General features: G+C 70.6%; 22 protein-coding genes, 1 pseudogene and 1 riboswitch. Of the genes and pseudogenes, 10 read left to right on the top strand and 13 right to left on the bottom strand.

Annotated features, from left to right (window positions below; translation table 11 throughout):
• Nucleotides 1-124: 124 nt before the first annotated feature.
• From ACZ5XZ_RS26110 to ACZ5XZ_RS26095, 4 genes are all read right to left on the bottom strand, one after another.
• Complete coding sequence (locus ACZ5XZ_RS26110; RefSeq protein WP_468982103.1) at nt 125-1,318, bottom strand: S8 family serine peptidase; 1,194 nt, start codon at nt 1,316-1,318, stop codon at nt 125-127.
• A gap of 114 nt (nt 1,319-1,432) precedes the next feature.
• Nucleotides 1,433-2,836 (bottom strand): hypothetical protein, encoded by a 1,404-nt coding sequence (locus tag ACZ5XZ_RS26105; protein ID WP_468982100.1) that lies wholly within the window; start codon nt 2,834-2,836, stop codon nt 1,433-1,435.
• 55 nt (nt 2,837-2,891) lie between these two features.
• Entirely contained in the window at nt 2,892-3,203 is a 312-nt protein-coding gene (locus ACZ5XZ_RS26100; RefSeq protein WP_468982097.1) for a hypothetical protein, read from the bottom strand.
• Between the two features lie 212 nt (nt 3,204-3,415).
• Nucleotides 3,416-4,702, bottom strand: coding sequence for a metallophosphoesterase (locus ACZ5XZ_RS26095; protein WP_468982096.1), 1,287 nt, complete (start codon nt 4,700-4,702; stop codon nt 3,416-3,418).
• A gap of 203 nt (nt 4,703-4,905) precedes the next feature.
• On the opposite strand from ACZ5XZ_RS26095, the gene ACZ5XZ_RS26090 reads away from it, so the two are divergent.
• Both ACZ5XZ_RS26090 and ACZ5XZ_RS26085 read left to right on the top strand, forming a co-directional pair.
• Nucleotides 4,906-5,421, top strand: coding sequence for a Pycsar system effector family protein (locus tag ACZ5XZ_RS26090; protein WP_468982094.1), 516 nt, complete (start codon nt 4,906-4,908; stop codon nt 5,419-5,421).
• An 81-nt stretch (nt 5,422-5,502) separates the two neighbouring features.
• Nucleotides 5,503-5,763, top strand: coding sequence for an SCO4848 family membrane protein (locus ACZ5XZ_RS26085; protein WP_468982091.1), 261 nt, complete (start codon nt 5,503-5,505; stop codon nt 5,761-5,763).
• Nucleotides 5,764-6,219: 456 nt separating this feature from the next.
• Here ACZ5XZ_RS26085 and ACZ5XZ_RS26080 read toward each other — a convergent pair.
• A pseudogene (locus tag ACZ5XZ_RS26080) lies at nt 6,220-6,294 on the bottom strand (SCO4848 family membrane protein); the annotation flags it as partial.
• A gap of 79 nt (nt 6,295-6,373) precedes the next feature.
• Between ACZ5XZ_RS26080 and ACZ5XZ_RS26075 the strand changes: the two are divergent.
• Nucleotides 6,374-7,750, top strand: coding sequence for a D-alanyl-D-alanine carboxypeptidase family protein (locus ACZ5XZ_RS26075; protein ID WP_468982088.1), 1,377 nt, complete (start codon nt 6,374-6,376; stop codon nt 7,748-7,750).
• Between the two features lie 39 nt (nt 7,751-7,789).
• Here ACZ5XZ_RS26075 and ACZ5XZ_RS26070 read toward each other — a convergent pair whose 3' ends face one another.
• The 4 genes from ACZ5XZ_RS26070 to ACZ5XZ_RS26055 all read right to left on the bottom strand — a co-directional run bounded on the left by ACZ5XZ_RS26070 (nt 7,790) and on the right by ACZ5XZ_RS26055 (nt 11,945).
• Entirely contained in the window at nt 7,790-8,740 is a 951-nt protein-coding gene (locus tag ACZ5XZ_RS26070) for a YihY/virulence factor BrkB family protein (protein WP_468982086.1), read from the bottom strand.
• Nucleotides 8,741-8,800: 60 nt separating this feature from the next.
• Entirely contained in the window at nt 8,801-9,385 is a 585-nt protein-coding gene (locus tag ACZ5XZ_RS26065; RefSeq protein WP_468982085.1) for a 2'-5' RNA ligase family protein, read from the bottom strand.
• Between the two features lie 184 nt (nt 9,386-9,569).
• Nucleotides 9,570-10,583 (bottom strand): tryptophan--tRNA ligase, encoded by a 1,014-nt coding sequence (gene trpS, locus ACZ5XZ_RS26060; protein ID WP_468982083.1) that lies wholly within the window; start codon nt 10,581-10,583, stop codon nt 9,570-9,572.
• Nucleotides 10,584-10,673: 90 nt separating this feature from the next.
• Nucleotides 10,674-11,945 carry a serine hydroxymethyltransferase gene (locus ACZ5XZ_RS26055; protein WP_468982080.1) on the bottom strand — a complete coding sequence of 424 codons (1,272 nt, stop codon included), beginning with the start codon at nt 11,943-11,945 and terminating at the stop codon, nt 10,674-10,676.
• A 39-nt stretch (nt 11,946-11,984) separates the two neighbouring features.
• Nucleotides 11,985-12,075, bottom strand: a riboswitch (ZMP/ZTP riboswitch).
• 200 nt (nt 12,076-12,275) lie between these two features.
• Here ACZ5XZ_RS26055 and rocD point away from each other — a divergent pair.
• Nucleotides 12,276-13,481 (top strand): ornithine--oxo-acid transaminase, encoded by a 1,206-nt coding sequence (gene rocD, locus ACZ5XZ_RS26050; protein WP_468982078.1) that lies wholly within the window; start codon nt 12,276-12,278, stop codon nt 13,479-13,481.
• 129 nt (nt 13,482-13,610) lie between these two features.
• On the opposite strand, the gene ACZ5XZ_RS26045 is transcribed toward rocD, so the two are convergent.
• Together ACZ5XZ_RS26045 and ACZ5XZ_RS26040 are read right to left on the bottom strand one after the other, a co-directional pair.
• Nucleotides 13,611-14,801 carry a glutathionylspermidine synthase family protein gene (locus ACZ5XZ_RS26045; RefSeq protein WP_468982076.1) on the bottom strand — a complete coding sequence of 397 codons (1,191 nt, stop codon included), beginning with the start codon at nt 14,799-14,801 and terminating at the stop codon, nt 13,611-13,613.
• A 16-nt stretch (nt 14,802-14,817) separates the two neighbouring features.
• Nucleotides 14,818-15,237, bottom strand: a complete 420-nt coding sequence (locus ACZ5XZ_RS26040) for a hypothetical protein (protein WP_468982074.1) — start codon at nt 15,235-15,237, stop codon at nt 14,818-14,820.
• A gap of 342 nt (nt 15,238-15,579) precedes the next feature.
• Between ACZ5XZ_RS26040 and ACZ5XZ_RS26035 the strand changes: the two genes are divergently transcribed.
• The 4 genes from ACZ5XZ_RS26035 to ACZ5XZ_RS26020 all read left to right on the top strand — a co-directional run bounded on the left by ACZ5XZ_RS26035 (nt 15,580) and on the right by ACZ5XZ_RS26020 (nt 18,266).
• On the top strand, nt 15,580-16,116 hold the full coding sequence (locus ACZ5XZ_RS26035) for a VOC family protein (RefSeq protein WP_468982071.1): 537 nt from the start codon (nt 15,580-15,582) through the stop codon (nt 16,114-16,116).
• Nucleotides 16,109-16,912 carry a MerR family transcriptional regulator gene (locus ACZ5XZ_RS26030; protein ID WP_468982069.1) on the top strand — a complete coding sequence of 268 codons (804 nt, stop codon included), beginning with the start codon at nt 16,109-16,111 and terminating at the stop codon, nt 16,910-16,912. The genes ACZ5XZ_RS26035 and ACZ5XZ_RS26030 overlap by 8 nt, the downstream gene beginning before the upstream one ends.
• A gap of 51 nt (nt 16,913-16,963) precedes the next feature.
• Entirely contained in the window at nt 16,964-17,500 is a 537-nt protein-coding gene (locus ACZ5XZ_RS26025; protein WP_468982066.1) for a GNAT family N-acetyltransferase, read from the top strand.
• Between the two features lie 229 nt (nt 17,501-17,729).
• Complete coding sequence (locus tag ACZ5XZ_RS26020) at nt 17,730-18,266, top strand: DUF4232 domain-containing protein (RefSeq protein ID WP_468982065.1); 537 nt, start codon at nt 17,730-17,732, stop codon at nt 18,264-18,266.
• Nucleotides 18,267-18,484: 218 nt separating this feature from the next.
• Here the strand turns inward: ACZ5XZ_RS26020 and ACZ5XZ_RS26015 are convergent, their stop codons facing one another.
• Entirely contained in the window at nt 18,485-19,150 is a 666-nt protein-coding gene (locus ACZ5XZ_RS26015) for a class I SAM-dependent DNA methyltransferase (protein ID WP_468982063.1), read from the bottom strand.
• Between the two features lie 78 nt (nt 19,151-19,228).
• On the bottom strand, nt 19,229-19,729 hold the full coding sequence (locus ACZ5XZ_RS26010; protein ID WP_468982061.1) for a hypothetical protein: 501 nt from the start codon (nt 19,727-19,729) through the stop codon (nt 19,229-19,231).
• A 953-nt stretch (nt 19,730-20,682) separates the two neighbouring features.
• On the opposite strand from ACZ5XZ_RS26010, the gene ACZ5XZ_RS26005 reads away from it, so the two are divergent.
• Together ACZ5XZ_RS26005 and ACZ5XZ_RS26000 are read left to right on the top strand one after the other, a co-directional pair.
• Nucleotides 20,683-21,945, top strand: coding sequence for a helix-turn-helix domain-containing protein (locus tag ACZ5XZ_RS26005; RefSeq protein ID WP_468982058.1), 1,263 nt, complete (start codon nt 20,683-20,685; stop codon nt 21,943-21,945).
• Nucleotides 21,942-22,496, top strand: coding sequence for a GNAT family N-acetyltransferase (locus tag ACZ5XZ_RS26000; RefSeq protein WP_468982057.1), 555 nt, complete (start codon nt 21,942-21,944; stop codon nt 22,494-22,496). Before ACZ5XZ_RS26005 ends, ACZ5XZ_RS26000 begins: the two co-directional genes overlap by 4 nt.
• Nucleotides 22,497-22,687: the final 191 nt, after the last annotated feature.

Here is a 22,687-nt window from a genome sequence, read left to right as displayed (position 1 = left end):
GGCCGAATCACCGCCCCGCCCCCCCCCCCCACCCCCCCCCCCCACCCCCCCCTCCCCCCCCCCCCCCCCCCCCCCCCCCCCCCCCCCCCCCCCCCCCCCCCCCGGTACTGGATTCCGGGGTGGCTCAGCCCCAGGACTGGCCGCCGGAGCTGCCGCGGCGGCGGACGGCGACCACCACGCCGATGACGATGCCGGCGACGACCAGGACGCCCAGGGCGATACCGCCGATGAGCATCGCCTGGTCCTTGCCGCTCATGGGCGGGTCGGGGTCGGCGCCCTTGTCGGCGCCGGGGACCACGCCCTTCTGCGGCGCCTTGCCCTGCGGCATCGGCAGGGGGCCCTGCGCGGGGCCGTCGGCGATGTCACGCCGGAGGGCGGGGCCGGGCTGGATGAAGCCGTAGCCGTAGTGGGTGTCCGGCAGCTTGAGGTGCTTGTCCTTCTCGGCCTGGGCCAGGCCCGCGGTCTTCACCAGGCGGTTGGCGATCTGGCCGGGGGTGAGGTCGGGGAACTTCTGCTTGAGGAGGGCGGCGGCGGCGGAGACGTAGGCGGTGGCCGCGGAGCTGCCGTCGGCGGTGCGGTAGTCCGCGTCGCTCTTGCCCATGGCCACCGGGATCTTCACCCCGGGGGCGAGCAGGTCGAGGGTGGAGTTGGCGTTGTTGTCGTCGTCCGCCTCGCCGAACTGGTCGACCGATCCGACGCCGATCGCGCCGGGGCAGGCCGCCGGGTAGTTCTTCTTCGGCAGCCCGTCGTTGCCGACACCGGCCACCACCACGACGCCCTTCTCCAGCGCGTAGTGGATGGCCGCGCAGTCGTCGGTGCCCGGGGTGCTCTCGACGTACGACATATTGATCACGTCGGCGCCGTGCTCCACGGCCCAGCGCGTGGCCAGCCCGGAGTTCTTGAACTCGGGGACGGGGAGGATCTTGGCGTCGGGCGCCAGTCCCTTCACGCCTTCGGAGCCACCGGCGCCATGGCCGTGGCCGGCGATGATGCCGGCCATCGCGGTCCCGTGGTCGCGGACGTCCTCCTTCGACCCGAGGTGCTTGGCGTTCTCCTCCTGGGTGGCCTTGCCCCAGTCCGGCCCGGGCAGGAACTGCCCGGTCAGGTCCTGGTGCGTGGTACGGAAGCCGCTGTCGAGGACGGCCACCGTCACGCCCTTGCCGGTGGCCTCCTGCCACAGCTGCCGGGCCCCGAACGCCTCCAGCGGCCACAGATCCTTGCGCACCTGGTCCGCGGATGCGGTTCCGCCCGCGGCCAGCAGCAGCGCCCCGGTCAGCGCAGCCCCCGCCGTCGCGCGCAGTGTTCGGGTGACCCTCATCCTTCGCTCCTTCTTGCTGTGCTGCCCGGGCGGCATTGTTCCGTCCGAGAAATGGCCCCGCACTGCTGAGTGCGGGGCCATGCCTCTTTGGCCGCATGCGACGCTATCGTCGGCCTACTCGATGACGCGAGGGGCCACATTACGCTTCGAGGCCCAGGTCTCCTCGTCCTCGACGAGGTAATCGGGGCGCTGCCCGGTGGTGCGCTCCTTGTCGCCCTTCTTGTCCTTGCCCTTGGCACCGGCGGCGCCCGCCTGCATGCCACCGCGGCTGCGGTGCAGACCGGAGCCGCCCTGCTTCGCGCCGCCGGCCGGGCCGCCCGGCTTGCCCATCAGACCGCCGCGGGTACGCGCCTGCGGACCGCGTCCGGCCGCGCCCTTGGCGCCGCCCGCCTTACCGGCCGCGCCTTGCGCACCCGGCATACCGCCGCCGCGCATCCCGCCGGCGCTCGTGCCGCCACGGGGCACGCCGATCACGCCGGGCGGAACCATGCCGCCGGGGAAGCCGCCTGTACCGCCGGACACACCGTGCGAGCCGCCGGTCGATCCGCCGCCGAGACCGCCTCCGCCGACCGTCGGCGGGGTCAGGGTGGCGCCCTGGACGCTGTCGAGTCCGGTGTTCACGGGCAGTTCCGGCCGGCTGATCTTCGGGCCGTCGAACCCTTCCGGAACGGCACCGCCGCCCGCCCCGTTGAGCCTGTTCGGCGCTTGCGCCGACGACGGCTTGGGGTGCGTACCGCCGACCACCGGCATGTTCACCGGGGAGGGCGCGGGCCGGGAGGAGGGCTCCTTGGGCCAGTCGCCGACGGGGCCGCCCGGGTCGACCCCCTCGTGGAGGACCCCTGCGTGGCCGTCGTAGTTGGCGGCCAGCTCGTCCATCACGATGACCGCCTCGACCTGGCGCTCCTTGGTCAGGGACAGGCTGTCCCTGTTGAGCTCCAGCGCCATGCGGGTGTCCATCTTGGGATCGGCCATGTCCCGCTTGAACTGGCTGTCGTCGCCGCTGTCGTCGGTCGCCCGGTCCACGACACCCGGGTCGTGGATCTTCGACATGGCCTTCTTGGCCTCGCGGAGGTTGTGGGCGACGCCGAGTTCGGGGCCCGCGGTGCGGGTGCCGATCAGCGTGCGCTCGACGACCCGGGCATGGCCGTAGGTCCGGTCGATCTTCTCCAGGACCTTGCCGGCCTCCTTGCGGAACGCCTTGGCCGCCGAGCCCTCCCAGTGCGCGGTCGCGTGGTCGACGGCGTCCATGAAGGCCTTGCGGATGCCGCCGTCGCCGTCCTGGCCCGCGAGCCGGTCGGCGGAGGCGCGCCAGTGGCCGCCGGAGGTCTCGATCGCGTCGGGGTTGGCGTTCTCGATCATCGCGCGGAGCGCGTCGAGGCCGTGGTGGTGGAAGTCGGAAGGAGACCGGCGCGTGGGGGTGTGGCCCTTGAACGACTTCAGCCGCTCGTCCCGCTCGTGCTCCTTGCGCTGCCGCTCCATCGCCTTGGCGCTTTCCATCTCCTGCTTGGCGTCAACCACGCAGGCCCCCCTTCGTCTTCATCTCCGCCTCTCGTGCGTGCATCGCCCCGGTCCGTCAGCCGTTCATCGAGGTCTTGGCGGCGTGCTCCTGGTCCTCGTACGCGCCCCGGCTGGCTTCGGTCTTCTCGCCGAACTTGTGGATGAGGTCCTGGAGCGCGTTGATGACCTGCGACATGTACTCCTGCATGTCGTCGTGGGCGCCGGCGAGGTCGTTCGCCTCGAGGAAGTTGATCCCGAACGCCGACCTCGGGATCGTGGTGCTGTACTTCACCTTCTGGCTGGGCTCGTCCATGTCGGCCCGCAGGCGCCGGAGCTGGCGCACGACGCCGTCCAGTTCGTCGAGGTCGACCTTGAACCGCTCACTCATTACCGCTCCCCGTTTCCCCGCGTGCCCCGCTCGCCCCCTCGCACCGCCTGTGAGTCCGCCACGCTAAGGGCAACATAAAGTCAATAAATACTAGGGAGTCGGCTCCCTCGATCGCAAGATCGAAAGTCAGGATCTGTCCGATTTGGTGCGGGATCACACCACAGTTTGTCGACGGGTTGTTACCTGGGCGGCGGAACCCCTGCACAGGCCGATCACGCCCGCAGGGAAGCCAGTTCGACCACCGTCACGTCCGGCGGCGCTCCCACCCGTACGGGCGGCCCCCAGGCGCCCGCGCCGCGCGTGACGTAGAGCTGGGTGTCGCCGTAGCGCTCCAGGCCGGCGACGGTGGGGTTGGCGGCCGCGGCGACGTAGGTGAAGGGCCACATCTGGCCGCCGTGGGTGTGGCCGGAGAGCTGCAGGTCCACGCCGTAGCGGACGGTGTCGTGGATGGTGACCGGCTGGTGGGCCAGCAGGACGACGGCCCGGGCGGGGTCCCGGTCGCCCAGGGCCAGTTCGTAGTCCGGGCCCGCGTGCTCGCTCGCGCCGGCCAGGTCGTTGACGCCCGCGAGGTCGAACCCGGGCAGCCCGGTGCGCGCGTTCTCCAGCGGGTGGATCCCCAACTCCCTTACGTGCTCGACCCATGGGGCGGCACCCGAGTAGTACTCGTGGTTGCCGGTGACGAAGTACGCGCCGTGCCGGGAGCGCAGCTCGCGCAGCGGTTCCGCGGCCGGCGCGAGGTCGGCGACGCTGCCGTCGACCAGGTCGCCGACGATGGCCACCAGATCGGGGCCGGTCCGGTTGATCGTCTCGACGACGCGCCGGGTGTGGGCGCGGCCGAGGGTCGGCCCGAGGTGGATGTCGCTGACGACCGCGATACGGAAACCGTGGGCGGCGCGCGGCAGTTTGGCCAGCGGAACGGTGACCCGCTTGACGGACGGGCCGCGCAGCGTCGTCGCGGTGCCGTACCCGACGGTGGCCGTGGCGGCCAGGGTCGCGCCGGCCGCGACCGCCCGCGCCAGGAACAGCCGCCGGGGCGGTACGGCGACCGGCGGCAGCGCGGGCGTACCGGGCGGCAGGAGGGTGGGGGCCGAGGAGGGGGCCGCGGCGGCAGGCGGGTCGGCGGGCGCCGGCCGCGCCGGTACGGCGGCCTGCGCGGCCGCGGGGGCCTGCCGCCCGCCGGCCTGCCGCGTCCGGGACACCCTCGGCCACACCGCCCGTACGGCCTCCCCCACCAGCAGTCCCAGCGTCAGATAGACCATCAGCGCCAGCCAGAGGTATCCGGGCCAGGCGAGCGCCTGTTGGACGGCGAAGGGCAGGCCGACGCGTCCGGAGAGCGGTGCGGCGAGGGCGACCAGCGGCAGCGCGAACAGGGCTGCGGTGCCCGCGCGGCGCGGCCGGCCGCCCGGTGCGGTGGTATCGCGGACGAGCCGGCACCACAGGTACCGGTGCACGCCGAAGAACAGCCCGAGTACCGGGACCACGATCAGGGCGAAGATCACGGCGCCTCCCCTGGCAGTTGCGTGCTCTCCCAGCGGAGCACGCTATAGCCCCGCCCGTACGGGACGACCGGGGGCACGCGGACCGGGCCGGCCCCGGCACAGCGGGAATCGCGCAACTCGCGGAAACCGCACGGCCGTCGGCGGCATCCTGGGTACCGCACGCAACCGCACGGCACTCCCGGGATCCCGGAGGCGACGCACTGATGGCGACCACCACACCCGACCCGCGGCACGGCGGCACCCGGGACGGATCGGACGACGGAGCACCCGGCGCCGCGCCGCCGGACGGGCAGGACCGGATCGTGGCGACCATGAGTGCGCTCCAGGCGGACCTGGCCCGCTCCGAGGGCAAGGCGAGCCTGCTGCTGGCCCTGTCCGGGGCGGCACTGGTCGCGCTGGTCTCGGCGGCCGGCAGCCTGCGCCTGACGGTGCCCGCCGCCGTGGCCGGGGCGCTCGGCACCGCCGCGCTGCTGGCCGCGACCGTGCTGCTGCTGCTCGCGGTCCGCCCGGACCTCGGGGGCAGCGGCTGGACGAGCTGGTCGCGGCTGAGCGTCGGGCAGCTGCGCGAGCGGCTGGCGGCCGGCTATCAGGTGGACCATCTGAGGTTCATGGCCGCGCTGGCCGCCCGGAAGTTCCGGCTGATCCGGGCGGCGGTGGACTGCCTGCTCGCCGGCGTCGGCCTGCTGGCGCTGACGGCCGTGCTGATGCGGACGACCTGACCGGCCGCCCCCGCCGCGGGGCACGGGGCCACCGGCCGGATACTGGCAGGACAGGCTCCCCCGCGCTTAAGGACTCACCCCATGAAGCTCAGCCGCCCCGTCTCCTGGTTCCTCCTCGCCTTCGGCGCCTGGTCATGGGTGGTGTGGGTGACCTTCGTCAAGAACCTGCTCAAGGACGCCAGCGGACTGGCCTTCGACCACGGCGACCCCACCGCGTACTTCTGGGTCCACCTCGCCCTGGCCATCACGTCGTTCCTGCTGGGCACCGCCATCGGCGTGATCGGGTTCCGGGGCCTGCGCGCACTGCGCCGGGAGTCGGCGGGGGCGGCGACGAAGAGCTGACCGTGCCGGGCGCCGGCCCCGGCAGGACCGGGGCCGGCGCCCCCTCTTCCGTGCGGGGCGGCGCCGCCGTACCGTCGAGACATGGCCCGTAGGCCCGCAGGGGATTCCCTGCGGTAGTCACCCGCCCCGGCCGCACGACCGTCCAGGTCTCCGCGGCCGGGGCGGTGGCTTGAGCGCCGTTCCTGTGCGCACGTGGCCCCACCAGGTACCGGGCACCGGGCACCGGCCTCTTCCTCAGCCGTCGCGCGCCCCGTCGGCCTTCCTGAGCGAGGTCGCCGGCTCATGAGTGATTTCACATCCCGGACCCACGGCTTGGGGATCCCTACGGGTCCGGCTGACGTCTTTGAACCCGTGGACTACGTCGACGTGCTCGCCGCCGGGCGGCGACACGCGCGGTGTCATGCGCTCCGACCTGCTCTTTCGTCCAGTCCCTGCGGTGATGGCCAGTTATGTGTGAAAGGTGACCCAGATGAACCAGCTCCACACCCCGAAGGCGAGCGGGAACCAGGACCGGGGGCGGGAGGGCTTCACGAGTTCCGGCAGGGGCGGCGGCTCCATCCGGCGGTCCGCAGGGGCACTCTTCCGTGGGGTGCTGTCGGCATCGCGGGCAATGGGGGGTACGTTCAGCGACGTGCCGACGACCTTCCGTGCTTCCCCGGCTTCCCTGCACCCGATCACGCCGACCGCCTCCGCCGCGCCGAGCACCGCCGGCGCGGCCGGTGGCACCGGGCCTGCGGCGCGTAACGGCCTTCCCGTACGCACCGTCGCCGCACTGGCCGCCTCCGGGCTGCTGGCCGCCCCGCTGCTGGCCGGCACCGCGTACGCCGATCCCAAGGCGCCCGCCCCTCCGACGAAGATGTCGCGGATGGGCGGGGACCGGCTGGGCATGCCCGGCGTCCAGGTGCAGCTCAAGCCCGGTGCGCCCAAGCTGCCGGGACCGGACGCGCTGACCGCCCGCTCGTGGATCGTCTCCGACGCCGAGTCGGGCAAGGTGCTGGCCGCCAAGAACCCGCACTGGCAGCTGGCGCCGGCCAGCACGCTGAAGATGCTGTTCGCGGACACGGTGCTGCCGAAGTTCCCCAAGAACCGGAAGTACACCGTCAAGCCCGCCGACCTGGAGGGCATGGGTGTGGGCAGCAGCCTGGTCGGGATAAAGGAGAACCTGAGCTACACGGTCCACGACCTGTGGCTCGGAGTCTTCCTGCGCTCCGGCAACGACGCGGTGCACACCCTCTCGGCGATGAACGGCGGAACGGAGGCCACCGTCATGCAGATGCAGAAGCACGCCAAGGAACTGAACGCCAACGACACCCATGTGGTGACACCTGACGGATACGACGCGCCGGGGCAGGTCTCCAGCGCCTACGACCTGAGCCTGTTCGCCCGGTCGGGCCTGCAGAACGCCGACTTCCGCGAGTACTGCTCGACGGCGTTCGCGCAGTTCCCCGGGGACAAGGGCAAGGACGGCAAGCGGGCGACGTTCGGCATCCAGAACACCAACCGACTGCTCAGCGGCGATTACGACATGAAGCCGTACCCGGGCATCGCGGGCGTGAAGAACGGCTCGACCACCAACGCCGGGTCGACCTTCACCGGCGTGGCCCAACGGGGCGAGCGCAAGCTGCTGGTGACGGTCATGAACCCGGCGAAGAAGGAGCACAACGAGGCCTACAAGGAGGCCGCCAAGCTGCTCGACTGGGGCTTCGCCGCGGCCGACAAGGTCGAGCCGGTCGGCCGGCTCGTCGGGCCGCGGAGCCAGGACGACGGCACCGGCGCGGAGGGCACCAAGGGCAAGGGTGCAAACGACAGCGCCCAGGCCGAGCTGAACGGCACCGGCGGCGGGGGCGGCGCATGGACCGCGATCGCGGTCACCGGTGGCGTGATGGCCCTGGTCGGCATCGTGGCGCTGGCCGTGCACCGCCGCCGGCCGCTGCCGGACCTCGTACGGGGCCGCGGTCGCGAGCGGGGGCGGCGCTCGGGGCGCTGATCCGGCTCCGGCCGGGGCCGGGGCGGGACCGATGCCGCGTCATACGCTCTCCCGCCCCGCCGTCCCGTCCGGCCCCTCGCCCTGCCGGCCCTTCTCCCCGTCGTCCTCCTCGGCGCCCTTCTCAGCGCTCTTCTCAGCGCTCTTCTCCCCGGCCGTGGCGGTCCAAGAGGCGCAGTACACCAGCAGCTTGGCGGTGAAGTTGATCCACAGCAGCAGGGCGATCGGGGTGCCGAAGGCGCCGTACACGCTGCGTGCGGCGACGCCCCGGAGGTAGCCGCTCAGCAGCAGCTTCAGCAGTTCGAAGCCGATGGCGCCCATGAAGCTCGCGACCACGACGACCCGGCGCCGGGGGCGGACGCCGGGGAGTTCGGTCAGGACGTAGGCGAGCAGCACGAAGTCGGCGAGGACGGCGATGCAGAAGCCGGCGGCCTTGAGCAGGACGGCGCCGAGCCCGTCCTCGGGCAGGCCGATCGCCTCCGCCGCCCGGTCGACCGCCGCGTTCGCGAAGACCGAGCAGCCCAGCGAGAGCACGGCGACACCGCCGAGCCCCAGCAGCACTGCGCCGTCCCGGAGCTTGCCGAGGAAGAAGTTGGTGTCCTCGTCGCCCTTCTCCCATACGGCGCGCAGGCAGTCGCGCAGCGACTCGACCCAGCCGAGGCCGGTCAGCAGCAGCGCGGCGCCGGCGACCAGGCCGACGGTGGCGGCGTTGTCGACCAGCGTGACCAGATCGAGCTGGCCGGAGATGCCGGGGACCTGTTCGGCGAGCTTGGCCTGCAGCGTGTGCAGCTGGCTGTCGCCGAGCAGCGCGGCACCGATCGCGGCGGCGACGGTGAGCAGCGGGAAGAGGGCGATGAAGCTGGTGAAGGTGATCGCGGCGGCGAGCCTGGTCCAGTGCACCCGCAGCATGCGTTCGTAGGCGTGCCAGAGGTGGGTGGTCATCAGCCGGCGGACGGCCGGTCCGATCACCGGAAGCTTGCTCAACCACTCCATGGCGTTCCCCTCGTCGCGCTCCGAGAGATCGAAACTACGCCACGTAACGAAGTGGGTCGCTCAGCAGGACGGCGCGGGCGGGCGGGAGAGATCCACCGCCTGGCGCGGGACGCCGCCGGCCTGCGGGCCGAAGGGGTACTCCCGCTCCAGGCGCCACACCGCGTCCGTGCCCTGCTCGTACAGGGCGAAGCCGCCGATCGTCCAGGTCGCGGAGAAGTCCCCGAGCTCGCGCTGGGCGCGGTCCATGGCGTCCTCGGCGATGCCGTGGGCGACGGTGACATGCGGGTGGTAGGGGAACTGCAGCTCGCGGGCGCAGGGGCCGGAGGCGGCGCGGACCCGGGCCTGCAGGGCGGTGCAGCCCGCCTCGCCCTCGGCGACCTTGACGAAGACGACCGGGGAGAGCGGGCGGAAGGTGCCGGTGCCCTCCAGGCGGAGCGGGAAGGGGCGGAAGGCGGCCGCGACCGCGGCGAGGTGGCGTTCGATGCCGGGCAGCGCCTCGGCGTGCACCTCGGTCGGCGGCAGGAGGGTGATATGCGTGGGGATGCCGTGCGCGGCGGGGTCCCCGAAGCCCTCGCGCTTCCGCTGCAGGAAGCTGCCGTACGGCTCCGGGACCGCGATCGAAACGCCCAGCGTTACGGTCCCCACTGCGTTCTCCCTCCTGACGTGTGTGCGGCACGCTCGCGCACCCTCATAGTGTGCCGGGTGCGCGCCCTTCGCGGGGAGCGTCCCCGGCCCTGTGACAAACAGGGCCGCGGGCCCCCGCAGGTGGGGACCCAGGGCTCTGTGCGGCCCGTCCGGCGGGTTCGTGCGGCCGCGCGGACGGGTCCCGTCAGTGCTTGGCCGGCAGGAATCCGAGCCGGTCATAGGTGGTGGCGAGGGTCTCGGCGGCGACCGCGCGGGCCTTCTCGGCACCCTTGGCCAGGATCGAGTCCAGCGTCTCGGGGTCGTCCAGATATTCCTGCGTACGGTCCCGGAACGGTGTGACGAATTCGACCATCACCTCGGCGAGATCGGTCTTGAGGGCGCCGTACATCTTGCCCTCGTACTTCTGCTCCAGCTCCGGGATCGAGGTGCCCGTGAGGGAGGAGTAGATCGTCAGGAGGTTGGAGACGCCCGGCTTGTTCTCGGTGTCGTAGCGGATCACCGTGTCGGTGTCCGTGACCGCGCTCTTGACCTTCTTCGCGGAGACCTTCGGCTCGTCGAGGAGGTTGATCAGGCCCTTGGCGCTGGAGGCCGACTTGCTCATCTTGGCCGACGGGTCCTGCAGGTCGTAGATCTTCGCCGTCTCCTTGAGGATGTACGGCGCCGGGATGGTGAAGGTGTCGCCGTAGCGGGCGTTGAAGCGCTCGGCGAGGTCGCGGGTCAGCTCGATGTGCTGGCGCTGGTCCTCGCCCACCGGGACCTGGTGGGCCTGGTAGAGGAGGATGTCGGCGATCTGCAGGATCGGGTACGTGAACAGGCCGACGGAGGTGCGGTCGGCGCCCTGCTTGGCGGCCTTGTCCTTGAACTGGGTCATCCGGGACGCCTCGCCGAAGCCGGTCAGGCAGTTCATGACCCAGCCGAGCTGGGCGTGCTCGGGCACATGGCTCTGCACGAAGAGCGTGCAGCGCTCCGGGTCGAGCCCGGCGGCCAGCAGCTGGGCGGCGGCGATCCGGGTGTTCTGCCGCAGCTCGGCGGGGTCCTGCGGAACGGTGATCGCATGCAGGTCGACGACCATGTAGAAGGCGTCGTGAGCCTCCTGCAGCGCCACCCACTGGCGGACGGCACCGAGGTAGTTGCCGAGGTGGAAGGAGCCGGCGGTGGGCTGAATGCCGGAGAGCACACGCGGACGTTCGAGAGCCATGGACCGATTGTCTCAGGTCTGCGGGTGCTCCCCGGCGCGTGGTCGGGGAGTGGATCGACGGCCTGCCGGACGGCCGTCGTCAGGGAGTCGTCAGCGCGTCGCCAGCCCCGGCGCCGGGTAGCCGGCCATCAGCTCCGCGACCTCCCCCCGGACCGCCGCCAGGGCCGCCTCGTCGTCCGCCTTCGCGGCCGTCACGCCCCGCTCGATCCACTCCGCGACCTGCGGCATCAGCTCCGTGCCCAGCCCCCGCGAGGTGAGCGACGGCGTACCGATCCGGATGCCCGACGGGTCGAAGGGCTTGCGCGGGTCGAACGGGACGGTGTTGTAGTTGACGACGATCCCGGCCCGGTCCAGCGCCTTGGCGGCGACCTTGCCCGGCACGTCCTTGCCGGTCAGATCGATCAGCACCAGGTGGTTGTCGGTACCACCGGAGACCAGGTCGAAGCCGCGGGCCAGCAGCGCCTCGGCGAGCGCCTTGGCGTTGGCGACGACGGCGTGCGCGTAGTCCCGGAAGGCGGGCGCGGCGGCCTCGCGCAGGGCGACCGCGATGGCGGCGGTGGTGTGGTTGTGCGGGCCGCCCTGGAGGCCGGGGAAGACGGCCTTGTCGATGGCCTTGGCGTGGCTCGCGCGGGACATCAGCATCGCGCCGCGCGGCCCGCGCAGGGTCTTGTGCGTCGTCGTGGAGATCACGTCGGCGTGCGGTACGGGCGAGGGGTGGGCGCCGCCCGCGATCAGACCGGCGATATGGGCGATGTCCGCGACGAGTACCGCGCCGACCTCCCGTGCGATCTCGCCGAAGGCGGCGAAGTCGATGGTGCGGGGGACGGCCGTGCCGCCACAGAAGATGATCTTCGGGCGCTCCTTGTGGGCGAGGTCGCGCACCTCGTCGAAGTCGATGAGCCCGCTGTCGGCGCGTACGCCGTACTGGACGCCGCGGAACCAGGTGCCGGTGGCCGAGACGCCCCAGCCGTGGGTGAGGTGGCCGCCCATCGGCAGCGCCATGCCCAGCACGGTGTCGCCGGGCTCGGCGAAGGCCAGGTACGCGGCGAGGTTGGCGGGTGAGCCGGAGTACGGCTGGACGTTGGCGTGTTCGACGCCGAAGACGGCCTTGGCGCGCTCGACGGCCAGCGTCTCGACGCGGTCGATGTTCTGCTGGCCTTCGTAGTAGCGACGGCCCGCGTACCCCTCGCTGTACTTGTTCTGCAGGACCGTGCCGGTGGCTTCCAGGACGGCGGCGGAGACGTAGTTCTCGCTGGGGATCAGCCGCAGGGTGTCGGCCTGGAGCCGCTCCTCGGCGCCTACGAGGGCGGCGAGTTCGGGATCGGCGGCGTGCAGCGCGGGATGGGAAAGGGGCAGTGACATGGCGTCCTCCGGGGCGCTCGATCGGTGGTCCGGTCGGGTCCCGGGTGCCCAGGCGGGCGGCACCTCGTGATGGTGTCCTCGCACCGCTCCCTCGGGGTCGATTCCCCGTACGCCAGTCGCGGTACGCACCGCCGAGTCTAGGGGTGTCCCGCCGATCCCCGGGCGCCGGCCCGCGCCTTTCCCCGGACGGGCCCCGGACGCCCGCCCGTGTCACCCCGGCGTCGGAACACCGAACCGCCGCAACAGCTTCCGAACAATCCACCTACGCGGCACTATAGAGGGGCATCTCGGTGCATATGCCCCGTAGGGCCTACCGAAACGGAGTCACCGGTGACGTCAACGGAACGCGGCATCGCCGCCGCCGAAGCCCACAGCGCGCACACCTACCACCCGCTGCCGGTCGTCGTGGCCACCGCCGAGGGCGCCTGGATGACGGACGTGGAGGGCCGGCGCTATCTCGACATGCTCGCCGGGTACTCCGCGCTGAACTTCGGGCACGGCAACCGTCGTCTGCTGGACGCCGCCAAGGCCCAGCTGGAACGGGTCACGCTCACCTCGCGCGCCTTCCACCACGACCGGTTCGCGGACTTCTGCGCCGCGCTGGCCGAACTGTGCGGGATGGAGCTGGTGCTGCCGATGAACACCGGCGCCGAGGCGGTCGAGACGGCCGTCAAGACGGCCCGCAAGTGGGGCTACCAGGTGAAGGGCGTCCCGGACGGCCTGGCCAAGATCGTCGTCGCGGAGAACAACTTCCACGGCCGGACCACCACCATCGTCTCCTTCTCCACCGACCCCGAGGCCCGCGCCGGCTTCGGCCCGTACACCCCCGGCTTCGAGATCGTCCCGTACGGCGACCTGGCGGCGCTGGAGGCGGCCGTCGACGACCACACGGTCGCCGTCCTCCTGGAGCCGATCCAGGGCGAGGCGGGCGTGCTGGTGCCGCCGCCGGGCTACCTGGCGGGCGTGCGGGAGCTGACCCGCCGCCGGAACGTGCTGTTCGTCGCCGACGAGATCCAGTCCGGGCTGGGCCGTACGGGCCGGACCTTTGCCTGCGAGCACGAGGGCGTGGTGCCCGACATGTACGTACTGGGCAAGGCGCTGGGCGGCGGAGTGGTGCCGGTGTCGGCGGTGGTCTCCTCCCGCGAGGTGCTCGGGGTCTACGCGCCCGGCGAGCACGGCTCGACGTTCGGCGGCAACCCGCTCGCCTGCGCGGTGGCGCTGGAGGTCATCGCGATGCTGCGGACCGGTGAACTCCAGCAGCACGCGGCGGAGTTGGGCGAGCATCTGCACGCCGAGCTGGGGCTGCTGGTGGGCGACGGCACGGTGGACGCGGTACGCGGCCGTGGGCTGTGGGCGGGCGTGGACATCAACCCCGCGCGCGGCACCGGACGGGACATCTCCGAGCAGCTGATGGCGCGGGGCGTACTGGTCAAGGACACCCACGGCGCGACGATCAGGATCGCCCCGCCGCTGGTGATCAGCAAGGAGGACCTGGACTGGGGGCTGGCCCGGCTGCGGGAGGTGCTGGAGGGGTAGCGCGGGCGCCGCGAGCACGCAGCGGGCGACCGGCGGGCCGAAGGCCCTGGCCGCTCGCTGCGCCATGTGGCACCCGGGCACGCGGCGGCGCCGGGCGCGCGGTGGCGCGCGGGCACGCGGCGATGCGCCTCAGCGGATCACATGCGGCACGAAGCGCGCGTACTCGTCCGTGACCGGTCCGGACGACTCGCGGATGCCCAGCCCCGCCGCCTCGTCCTCGACGACCCAGGCGCCGAGGACGACACGGTTGCCGGCGAAGTCCGGCAGCGGCGCCAGCTCCTGGTAGCAGCACGGGTCTTCGGGCCCGCGCAGCACCGGGGCGGCGCCCGGCTCGTGCAGCGTGACGCCGGCGCCCTCCCTGCCGAGCAGCGGCTTGGCCGCGTAGCCACGGGTGTGCGCCAGCTCGCGCGGCCCGTCGAGGTACGCGGGCAGCAGGTTCGGATGTCCGGGGTAGAGCTCCCACAGGACCGCCAGCAGCGCCTTGTTGGACAGCAGCATCTTCCAGGCGGGTTCGATCCAGAGGGTGGAGCCGGTGCCGCCGCCGTTGTCGAGGGTGTCCAGGACGTACGGGCCGAAGTCGTCGGTGGCCAGCCACTCCCACGGGTAGAGCTTGAAGCACGCCCGCATGAAGCGCAGCCGCTGGTCGACGAAGCGGCCCGAGAGCCGGTCCCAGCCGATGTCCTCCATCGAGATGGCGACCGTCTCCAGGCCCGCCTGCTGCGCCGTCTCCTCCAGATACGCGACGGTCATCAGATCCTCGCCGAGCTCGTCGCCCGCGGAGTGCGCGAAGTGCAACGGCGCACCGGGCGGCAGCAGCGGGGCCTGCCGCTTCCAGGCCGCCACCAGCCGCTCGTGCAGCGAGTTCCACTGGTCGGCGCCCGGGAAGCGCTCCTCCATCCAGAACCACTGCGGGCTGGCGGCCTCGACCAGCGAGGTCGGCGTATCGGCGTTGTACTCCAGCATCCTGGCCGGGCCGGTGCCGTCGTAGTGCAGATCGAACCGCCCGTAGAGGGACGGCAGTTCCTCGCGCCGGCGCCAGGACTCGGCGACCAGCTCCACCAGCCGGGGATCGTCGATGCCGAGGTCGGCGAAGCGGCCCCGCTCGACGATGTGCGCGGCCGCGGCCAGGCACATGCCGTGCAGCTCCTCGACGACCTCCTCCAGGGCCTCGACCTCGGGGAGGGTGAACGCGTAGTACGCGCTCTCGTCCCAGTACGGCCGCAGGGAATCGTCCGGGTAGCGGGTGAGCGGGTAGATCAGCCCCTGCGCCTCGACGGTCTGCTGCCAGCCGGGGCGGGGCTCGATGGTGTGGCGTTCCATGCCGTGTCCCGGCCGCTCAGCCGCCGAAGGAGCCGTGCCGGCCCCCGCCGCTGCCGTGCGACCCCGAGCAGCCGAAGCCGCCGCGGTTGACGGCCGAGCTCTTGCTGAAGGTGCCGTCGGCGGCGTAACTGCCGCCCTTGTTGCTCGGGTCGTAGTACCACTGGCCGTCGACGGGCTTCTTGCCCGCCCCGCCGCCCCGGCCGCTCGTGCCGTATCCGCCGCCGCTCGAAGTGCTGCCTGTGCTGGACGAGCCGCCGCCCGCCGAGCAGTTCTTGGAGTCGACGATGCGGTAGCCCTTGACCATGTCGTAGCTGTTGCGGTCGACGCAGCGCTTGTCGGGCTCGGAGCCGCAGGACGTCAGGGCCGCGGCGAGCGCGCCCATGCCTCCCAGGATCACCGTGCTCGACCGCAGCCGCCGACGTGCCTTTTCGGCCATGTCTTCCCGCTTCCCCCGTGGACGTACTTCGGTCGTACATCGGACGTACATCGTTGTGACTCCGGCCAAGCCTAGAGACCGGCTCCCCTCGCCCTCGCTACGCCCCCGTCCTGATTCCGACTGGTTCCGACTCGTCCCCCTGCGGTCGCCTCACGGCCCTGGTGAGGGATCTGCCCCCTCCCGTCCGCTGTGTGCCACGGCTGTGTGCCACGACGTCGAACGGGGCGGGGCGGGTGGCGGCCGGCCGGCCCCGGCCATCACGCCGGTCGCATCCTCGGGGCAGGGCGCGATGCACGAAACCGGCTTGACCCTCACGCTGCGTGAGGCTGGAGAGTCACGTGCATGAGCGACTACTACAACGCGTTCGAGACGAGCCCCGTGCCCGCCCCCGGCCCGGATGCCGTTCCGCCGGAGCCGTTCCGTGGCATCTACGGAATGCCCGCGTTCGTGACGATCCCCACGAGCGACCTGGCGGCATCGGTGGACTTCTGGGTCCGTGGGCTCGGGTTCTTCGAACTCTTCAGCATCCCCGGCACGCTGGTGCATCTGCGCCGGTGGGCGTTCCAGGACGTACTCCTCCTCCACGCGGACCGCGTTCCGGAGCAGGCACCGGCGATGAGCTTCAGTTTCGCGTGCGTGCTCAGCCAGGTCGATCCCGTTGTCGAGGCCTGTCGCGCACTGCGCCCGGACTCGGTCGACGGTCCACGGGACACTCCCTGGAACACCCGCGATGTGGAGGTGATCACCCCCGAGAACGCCCGGATCGTCTTCACTGCGGCGAAGCCCTTCGATCCGGCCAGTCAGGAGGCAAGGAACCTCGAAGCCATCGGCATCCGCCCACCGGGTGCCGGTCTCGGCGACAATGAGGATCATGCCTGACACCACTGACGCCGATGGCCTGACCGTCGGTCAGGTCTCGGCGCGTCTGGGCGTGACGGTCCGCGCGCTGCACCACTGGGACGAGATCGGCCTGGCGCGGCCGTCGCTGCGGACGGCCGCCGGATACCGGCTCTACACCGCTGGTGATCTGGAACGCCTGCACCGCATCGTCGTCTACCGTGAGATCGGTCTCGGCCTGGACAGGATCCGGGCCGTCCTGGACGACTCGACCGCAGACGTGCCCGGTGCGTTGCGCGCGCAGCGCACCCAGGTCGCCGAACGGATCGACCGCCTCCAGCAGCTCAGCGCCGGACTGGATCGGATGATCGACGCCCACGAGCGCGGCCTGCTGCTGACCATCGAGCAGCAGGCCGCGGTCTTCGGCCCCCAGTGGAACCCTCACTGGCCCGCCGAGGCCCGTCAGCGCTACGGAGACACCACGCAATGGCGGCAGTACGCCGAACGCTCGGCCTCGCGCGGTCCGGAGGAGTGGCAGGCCGTCGCCGACGCCACCACCGCCCTCGACCGCGCCCTCGGGGAGGCGATGGACGCCGGCGTCACACCTGGTAGCCCGGAAGCGAGTCAACTCGTCGAGCGGCACCGCGAGGTCTTTGCCGCGTACTTTCCCCTCACCAGGCAGATGCAGGTCTGTCTCGGCCGCATGTACGAGGCCGATCCGGCATTCGCCGCCCATTACGACGGCATCCGCGCCGGCCTTGCCGCGTGGTTCCGTCGCATCGTCGACGCCGACGCGCGTGCCCACGGCATCGACCCCGACACCGCGACCTGGCAGTAGAGCGCGGGGCCGGAAGCCTGCGCCCGCGGGGGGTACTCCTAGGCTGGCCGCATGACCGACAGCACCCCGGCGCCGGGCCCGATATCCGACGAGCTGACGCTGCGCCATCCTGCGGCGTCGGACCATCCGCGCCTCCAGATGGCCCTGGCCGACTGGTGGGGCGGACTGGGCGGTGAAGCGGGCGCACTGCAACGGACGTTGCTGGTGCCGCGCCTGTTCCTGCAGCACTTCGCCGACACCAGCTTCCTCGTCGAGCGCCCCGACGGCACCCTGCACGCCTTCCTGATCGGCTTCCTGTCCCAGACCGACCCGCACACGGCCTACATCCACTTCGTCGGTGTGTGCCCCGACGGCAAGCGCAGCGGTGTCGGCAGCGCGCTGTACGAGCGCTTCTTCGCCCTCGCCCGGGAGGCGGGCCGCAGCCGGGTCCGCTGCATCACCAGCCCCAACAACCGCGACTCCATCGCGTACCACACCCGTATGGGCTTCCGGCTGGAGCCGGGTGACCGGACCGACGACGGCGTACCGGTGCACACGGACTACGACGGCCCGGGGCTGGACCGGGTGTCCTTCGTACGGGAGCTGTAACCGCGCCGTACGGGAGCCGGAGCCGCGCCGTACGGGAGTGGTGGCCACGCCTGCCCGGGAGTGGTGGCCACGCCTGCCCCGGAGTGGTGGCCACGCCCGCCCGGAAATCGATCACTGCCCCGCGGCCAGAGGCAACCCCGGGCGCACGAAACCCTTCCTCCTCAACAGAAGTCCTATGCGACACGCGGAAAGAACAGCGGAACGAACAGCGAAACAACCAGGGGGAGTCGTGCGTCGGCGTCCACTTCTCGCGGCGGCGGCCGCGCTCACCTTGACCGTCACCCTCGGCCTGGGCCTGCTCGGCTGCGGCTCGCCCCGGATGGCGGCCCTGCACGCCGACTGCACGACGAAGAGCCTGCGCTGGAAGCTCACCGTGCTGAAGAAGAAGCCGCACACCGCCCACCGCGACGCGCGACTGTCCATCGCCAACAAGGGCCCGGGAACCTGCGTCTTCCGCGGCTTCCCGGTCTTCGAGGTCCACATCGGCAAGGGGCCCATGTCCGACGCACAGGGGCACGGCCGGACGATGCCCATCGACCTCAGCCGCGGCGGCACCCTGACAACCGCGCTGCGCTACAAGGACTCCGACCGGGCCACGCAACCCGAAGGCTGCATGGTCACCATCGACACCGCCGTGGTCGCCGCACCACACGACACCCAGGACCGCCGTCCGATAACGGCCCGGGACGAGAAGGGCCGACGGACCCAGCTGAGCATCTGCGAGGACGCGATCTGGATGGGGCCGCCTACGGAGGTCGCGGAGTAGCGGAGTGGTCTCCCGGCGAGCCGGTGGGCTCGGCTCGGCGCCTCGCTGGTCATGCGAGAGTCCCGGCTTGTCGACCGAGGTCGAAATGACCAGCGACCAACTGAGATCTCCGCCGAGCGGCACGTATGCGCTGGCGACGGGAGCATCCCAGTTCTTCACGCATCCCATGGCGCACCACTTGGAGCGAGGTGCGCGACGACGATGACCTCGATGCCTGGTCAGGGGCGCACAGCGCGGACCAGGAGCGTGCCGATGTGTCCTGGCTTCGGGGCGTTGATCACCTGGGCGTCGGCATGGACGAATCCGGCTTCGCGCAACAGGTCCTCCCACGTCCGTGGCGTGTGGCTGTAGCGGTACGTGTACCTCTCCGGGCCTGCGAAGCCACCTTTGTACATGCCTTGAGGTCCGTACGCACCAGGAATGGCCGGGGGTTGGGCGAAGGCGAACACGCCGCCGGAGTTCAGCCGGGCAGCCACCAGGGGGAACAGCCTTTCCGGATCGGTGAACCAGGCAGCGCCGAAGATCGAATAGATCGCGTCGTACGTCTCCGGGCTGGCCGTCAGGTGATCGAGAACCTCACCGCAGATGAACTGCGCTCCCAGAGAGCCCCACCGTTCGGTGATGTTCTCCACCATCACCGGTGACAGATCAAGTCCGGTGGACTTGACGCCCTTCGCCGCGAGAAACGCGAGGTGCCTTCCGGTGCCGCAGCCGATCTCCAGCACCGTTTCAGGGTCACCGAGAATTTCGGGGCCGGGGCCGTGGCCGGCGTACTGAGTCCAGCAGAACGTCGGATCGGCATCCTCGAAGACCTTGTCGCGGGTGCTCTCCGCGTAGGCGTTCCACACTTCGCGTTCGTCGTCGATGTTGTGCACTGCGGTCAACGGATGTCCTTCACTTCATCGTTCGGAAGGCAGACGCCCCCGCCGACCCGGCCAGCAGGGGCGCCCACGGTAGGCCCGTCAGTGACTGTCGGGCACCTTGCTGTCACAGGGTGAGCAGGCGGCACCGTCGATCGCCCACAGTTCCTCGTCCGCGTCGAAGCCGATGGATCGCAGGAAATCGGCGGTTCGGGTCACGATGCCGTCGTTGCGGCGCTTGATGAAGGGCGCGTGGTGCTTGTAGACGCCCCCGTTGTACAGGTTGCAGAAGGCGAACATGACGGGGGTGTCGAGGTAGATCTGATGCACGCCGATGTCCACGAGCTTTCCGACACCAAGGTGCACCTCGGGGTGCTCGATGGACGCGATCATGTACATCACGGCATTGCCGAGAATCCGCTCGACCATCTCGCGGACCATCGTCTGGTCGCGGAGCAGCAGAGCGATCTCGCGATCCCAGATGCTCATGCCACTGTCGAACACGTTGATGGTGAGGTGCTTGATGTGTGGCTGTACTGCGTTGAGGAGTGCCCGCGGATCGCGGTGCTTCATCCGGTTCGGGGTTGCGAGCAGGACTGTCATGCGGTGTTCCCCTTTCTGTTGGTGTTCCCGAGGTGGGCCGGACTCCGGGTGAGCTAGAGCTCGGAGAAGTACCTGCCGGAGCAGCCCCGTTCGCCGACCGCCTGTCCTTGCGCCGTGCCGGTCGAGACTGACTTCTCCGCGACGAGGGACCTCAGGGGATCGGGCAGGCGCTGCCCAGGCCACGGAGCGGCCTATTTCCTTTCAGGGTGGGGGTGGCGGCGCATCTCGACGCTGCAGTCGGTCGCCTTCGACCAGTCCCCGGCGGCGTACGCCCTCGCGCGCTGCTCAGCCAGGGCGGCGCACACATCACACCCGGCAACCGGCTCGGGCTCCGGCGTCGACAGCGGTTCCATCAGGTGAACAGGGCGGCAGATGCGGGCCATCAACCCCTCGCCTCCGCCCTGTGGATCCAGCGCGGCCCGGCGTCGCACCCGTGCACGGCCAGCCACAACTCTCGCCGCCCACTCGGCAGTCGCCGTTCCTCCGACGTGAGGACATACGGACGTACCGGGGCGGAGTCTTCGCCGCGCAGCAGGCCCGGCTGTCTGACGGGGATTCGATGAAGCATGCGCTTCGACGTGTCCTCGCGCCTCGTGGCGGGCAGCGCGCCGGCTAACCGGTGGCAGCCTCGCGGGGGAAACATCAGCCGCAGCAGCAAGATTAAGAATCTCGCTGTAGCGTTGTACATGTTGTCGGCTCCTTAGTAGTTGATGGCCCCATGCCCCGGGCCGTCCACCACGGTCGCGGGGGTCATTCACAGCGACCGCCGTATCGGTCTGTTGCTCATCTGCCGTGATGACGTGGTGCCCCACCAGTGCACCCCCTCGGCGACACCCGTGGGCTCTCTGCGACCGGACGTTTAGGCGGACGTTTCAACACCGAGGCAATGCTCAAGTCGCTAGGCTGAGAAGAGGATTCGCGCACGCAAGGGGAAATGCATGGCGGGTAGGGGCGTGAGCAAACTCGCTCGGCTACGCAAGGAAGCCGGGTACACGCAAGCGGCATTCGTCGCCGCGTTCGCCCGCGAAGCCGCACGTCTCGGTATCGACGCTGCGGTGAGCGTCCGCCAGCTTCGACGGTGGGAGAGCGAATCACCTCCACCATTACCGCATCCCGGCCAACAGGCGGTGTTGGAAGTGATGTTCGGCCTTCCGCTCGCCGAGACGGGATTCGATGTACCCACACACAGGGGTGCGACTGTCCAGCGGATCGGCGACGATGGAGAGGTGAAACGTCGAGTGTTCGTCGCCGGTACGGGGGCGGTCGCGGCAGCTGCCATTCTCCCTGACCGGCGTGGGCCACGAATCGGTATCAGTGACATGGTGGCGCTCCATGCCCGCCTAGCCAACCTGTACGCGGTTGACCATCGTTCCGGAGGGATCCCCGCCAAGGCACGCGCGAGACAACTCGAACAGCACCTCACGCGAACACTGAAAGACGCTGTCTACACAGCCAAGGTTGGCCGTGATCTTCAGGCAATGCTGTCGGAGCTACACAGCAACCAAGCTTGGTACGGCTACGACAGCGGGCCGGTGGACGAGGCACGCACGGCTTCGATGGAGGCCCTGACCGCTGCCCAGCTTATCGGCGACGAACTGCTGCAAATTTCGGCCCTGGAAACTCTCGTTCTGATCGACATCAAGGCAGAACGAGCATGGGAAGCTACATCGGCAGTCGAGACTGCATACGGCCTGGCCAGCAAGGTTGGAGCTGGGCCAGCCGTTCATCTCGTGATTGCACTTCGCGAAGCCAACGTGAGCATGCATGTCGGGGATACAGCCGCTGCCCGTCGCGCTCTCAGCCGGGCACTCTCCTACCAAAGTCGCGACGAAGACATCGAGGATGTGCCGCATTGGGCCCGGTTCGCTGGCCCGGTGGAAATCGACTACGCCACGGCGGATATGTACGCGAGATCGGCGAATCCCCGGCGCGCGGTGCCATTCTTGCGCGCTGCTGTGGATGGGCTCGGAGGCGGCTATGTCCGCAATGCGGCGTGGTACAGATCCAAGCTGGCCAGCACTCTTCTTGACGCGGGGGAGGTAGAGGAGGCATGCACCGAAATGGTGGGTGTCATCGAATCGTGCGGGGGAATCACCTCAAAGCGCCTCACCGGTCGCATTCGGGCCTTCCAGAAATCCGTCGACGCTATCGACACCACCGCGGCGCGCGATGCCTCGGAGTACATCCACCAAACAATGCGAGGAGGCCGCATATGACCTTGTCGGAGACGATCACCGTTGAACCCTTGGATGGTCCGGCTGCCGCGCGGTCCGAGCCCGCGTTCAGGCTCGTCTATGCCGAGGTGTTCGCCGAGAAACCGTACGAGGAGACCTCGGACTCGGTGGAAGCGACCTTTCGCCGCTTCCGCTCTCAGGTCCGTAGAGCCGCCTTTCGTGGTGCGTTGGCGTGCACCGTCGACGGTGAACCGGTGGGCATCGCGTACGGCTATCCGCTCAGTCCCGCGACTGGTTGGTGGGATCACCTGATCACCCCTGTTCCTGCCGAGTTCAGGCGAGAAGACGGGCACCGTACGTTCGGGCTGATGGAGTTCGCCGTCCGAGCACCCTGGCGCCGACTCGGGGTCGGACGACGGCTGCATGAGGCGGTGCTTGCAGGAGGCGACGAAGAGCGCGTGCTGCTCAACGCGCTACCGGAAGCGGAGGCAGCTCAAACGGCTTACCGGTCGTGGGGGTACCGCAAGGTGGGTGAGGCCCATCCCTGGGAAGGCGCGGATCTCCACGACGTGATGGTGCTCGACCTCGGATAGGGGTTTCACGCGCCACTGGGCAAGGCAACGGCCTCCGTCGACCGACGGGGGCCGTTGCCATGTTGGCCCGCTGTCCGGCGCCGCGTACCGCCCCCCGTGGGGGTGGGTGGTGGGGGTGGGTGGTGGGGGTGGGTGGTGGGGGTGGGTGGTGGGGGTGGGTGGTGGGGGTGGGTGGTGGGGGTGGGTGGTGG

It is taken from the genome of Streptomyces sp. NPDC033270 (assembly GCF_055576575.1).
The sequence above is the reverse complement of the archived record's forward strand: the minus strand, read 5'-3'. Positions and strand labels throughout refer to the sequence as shown.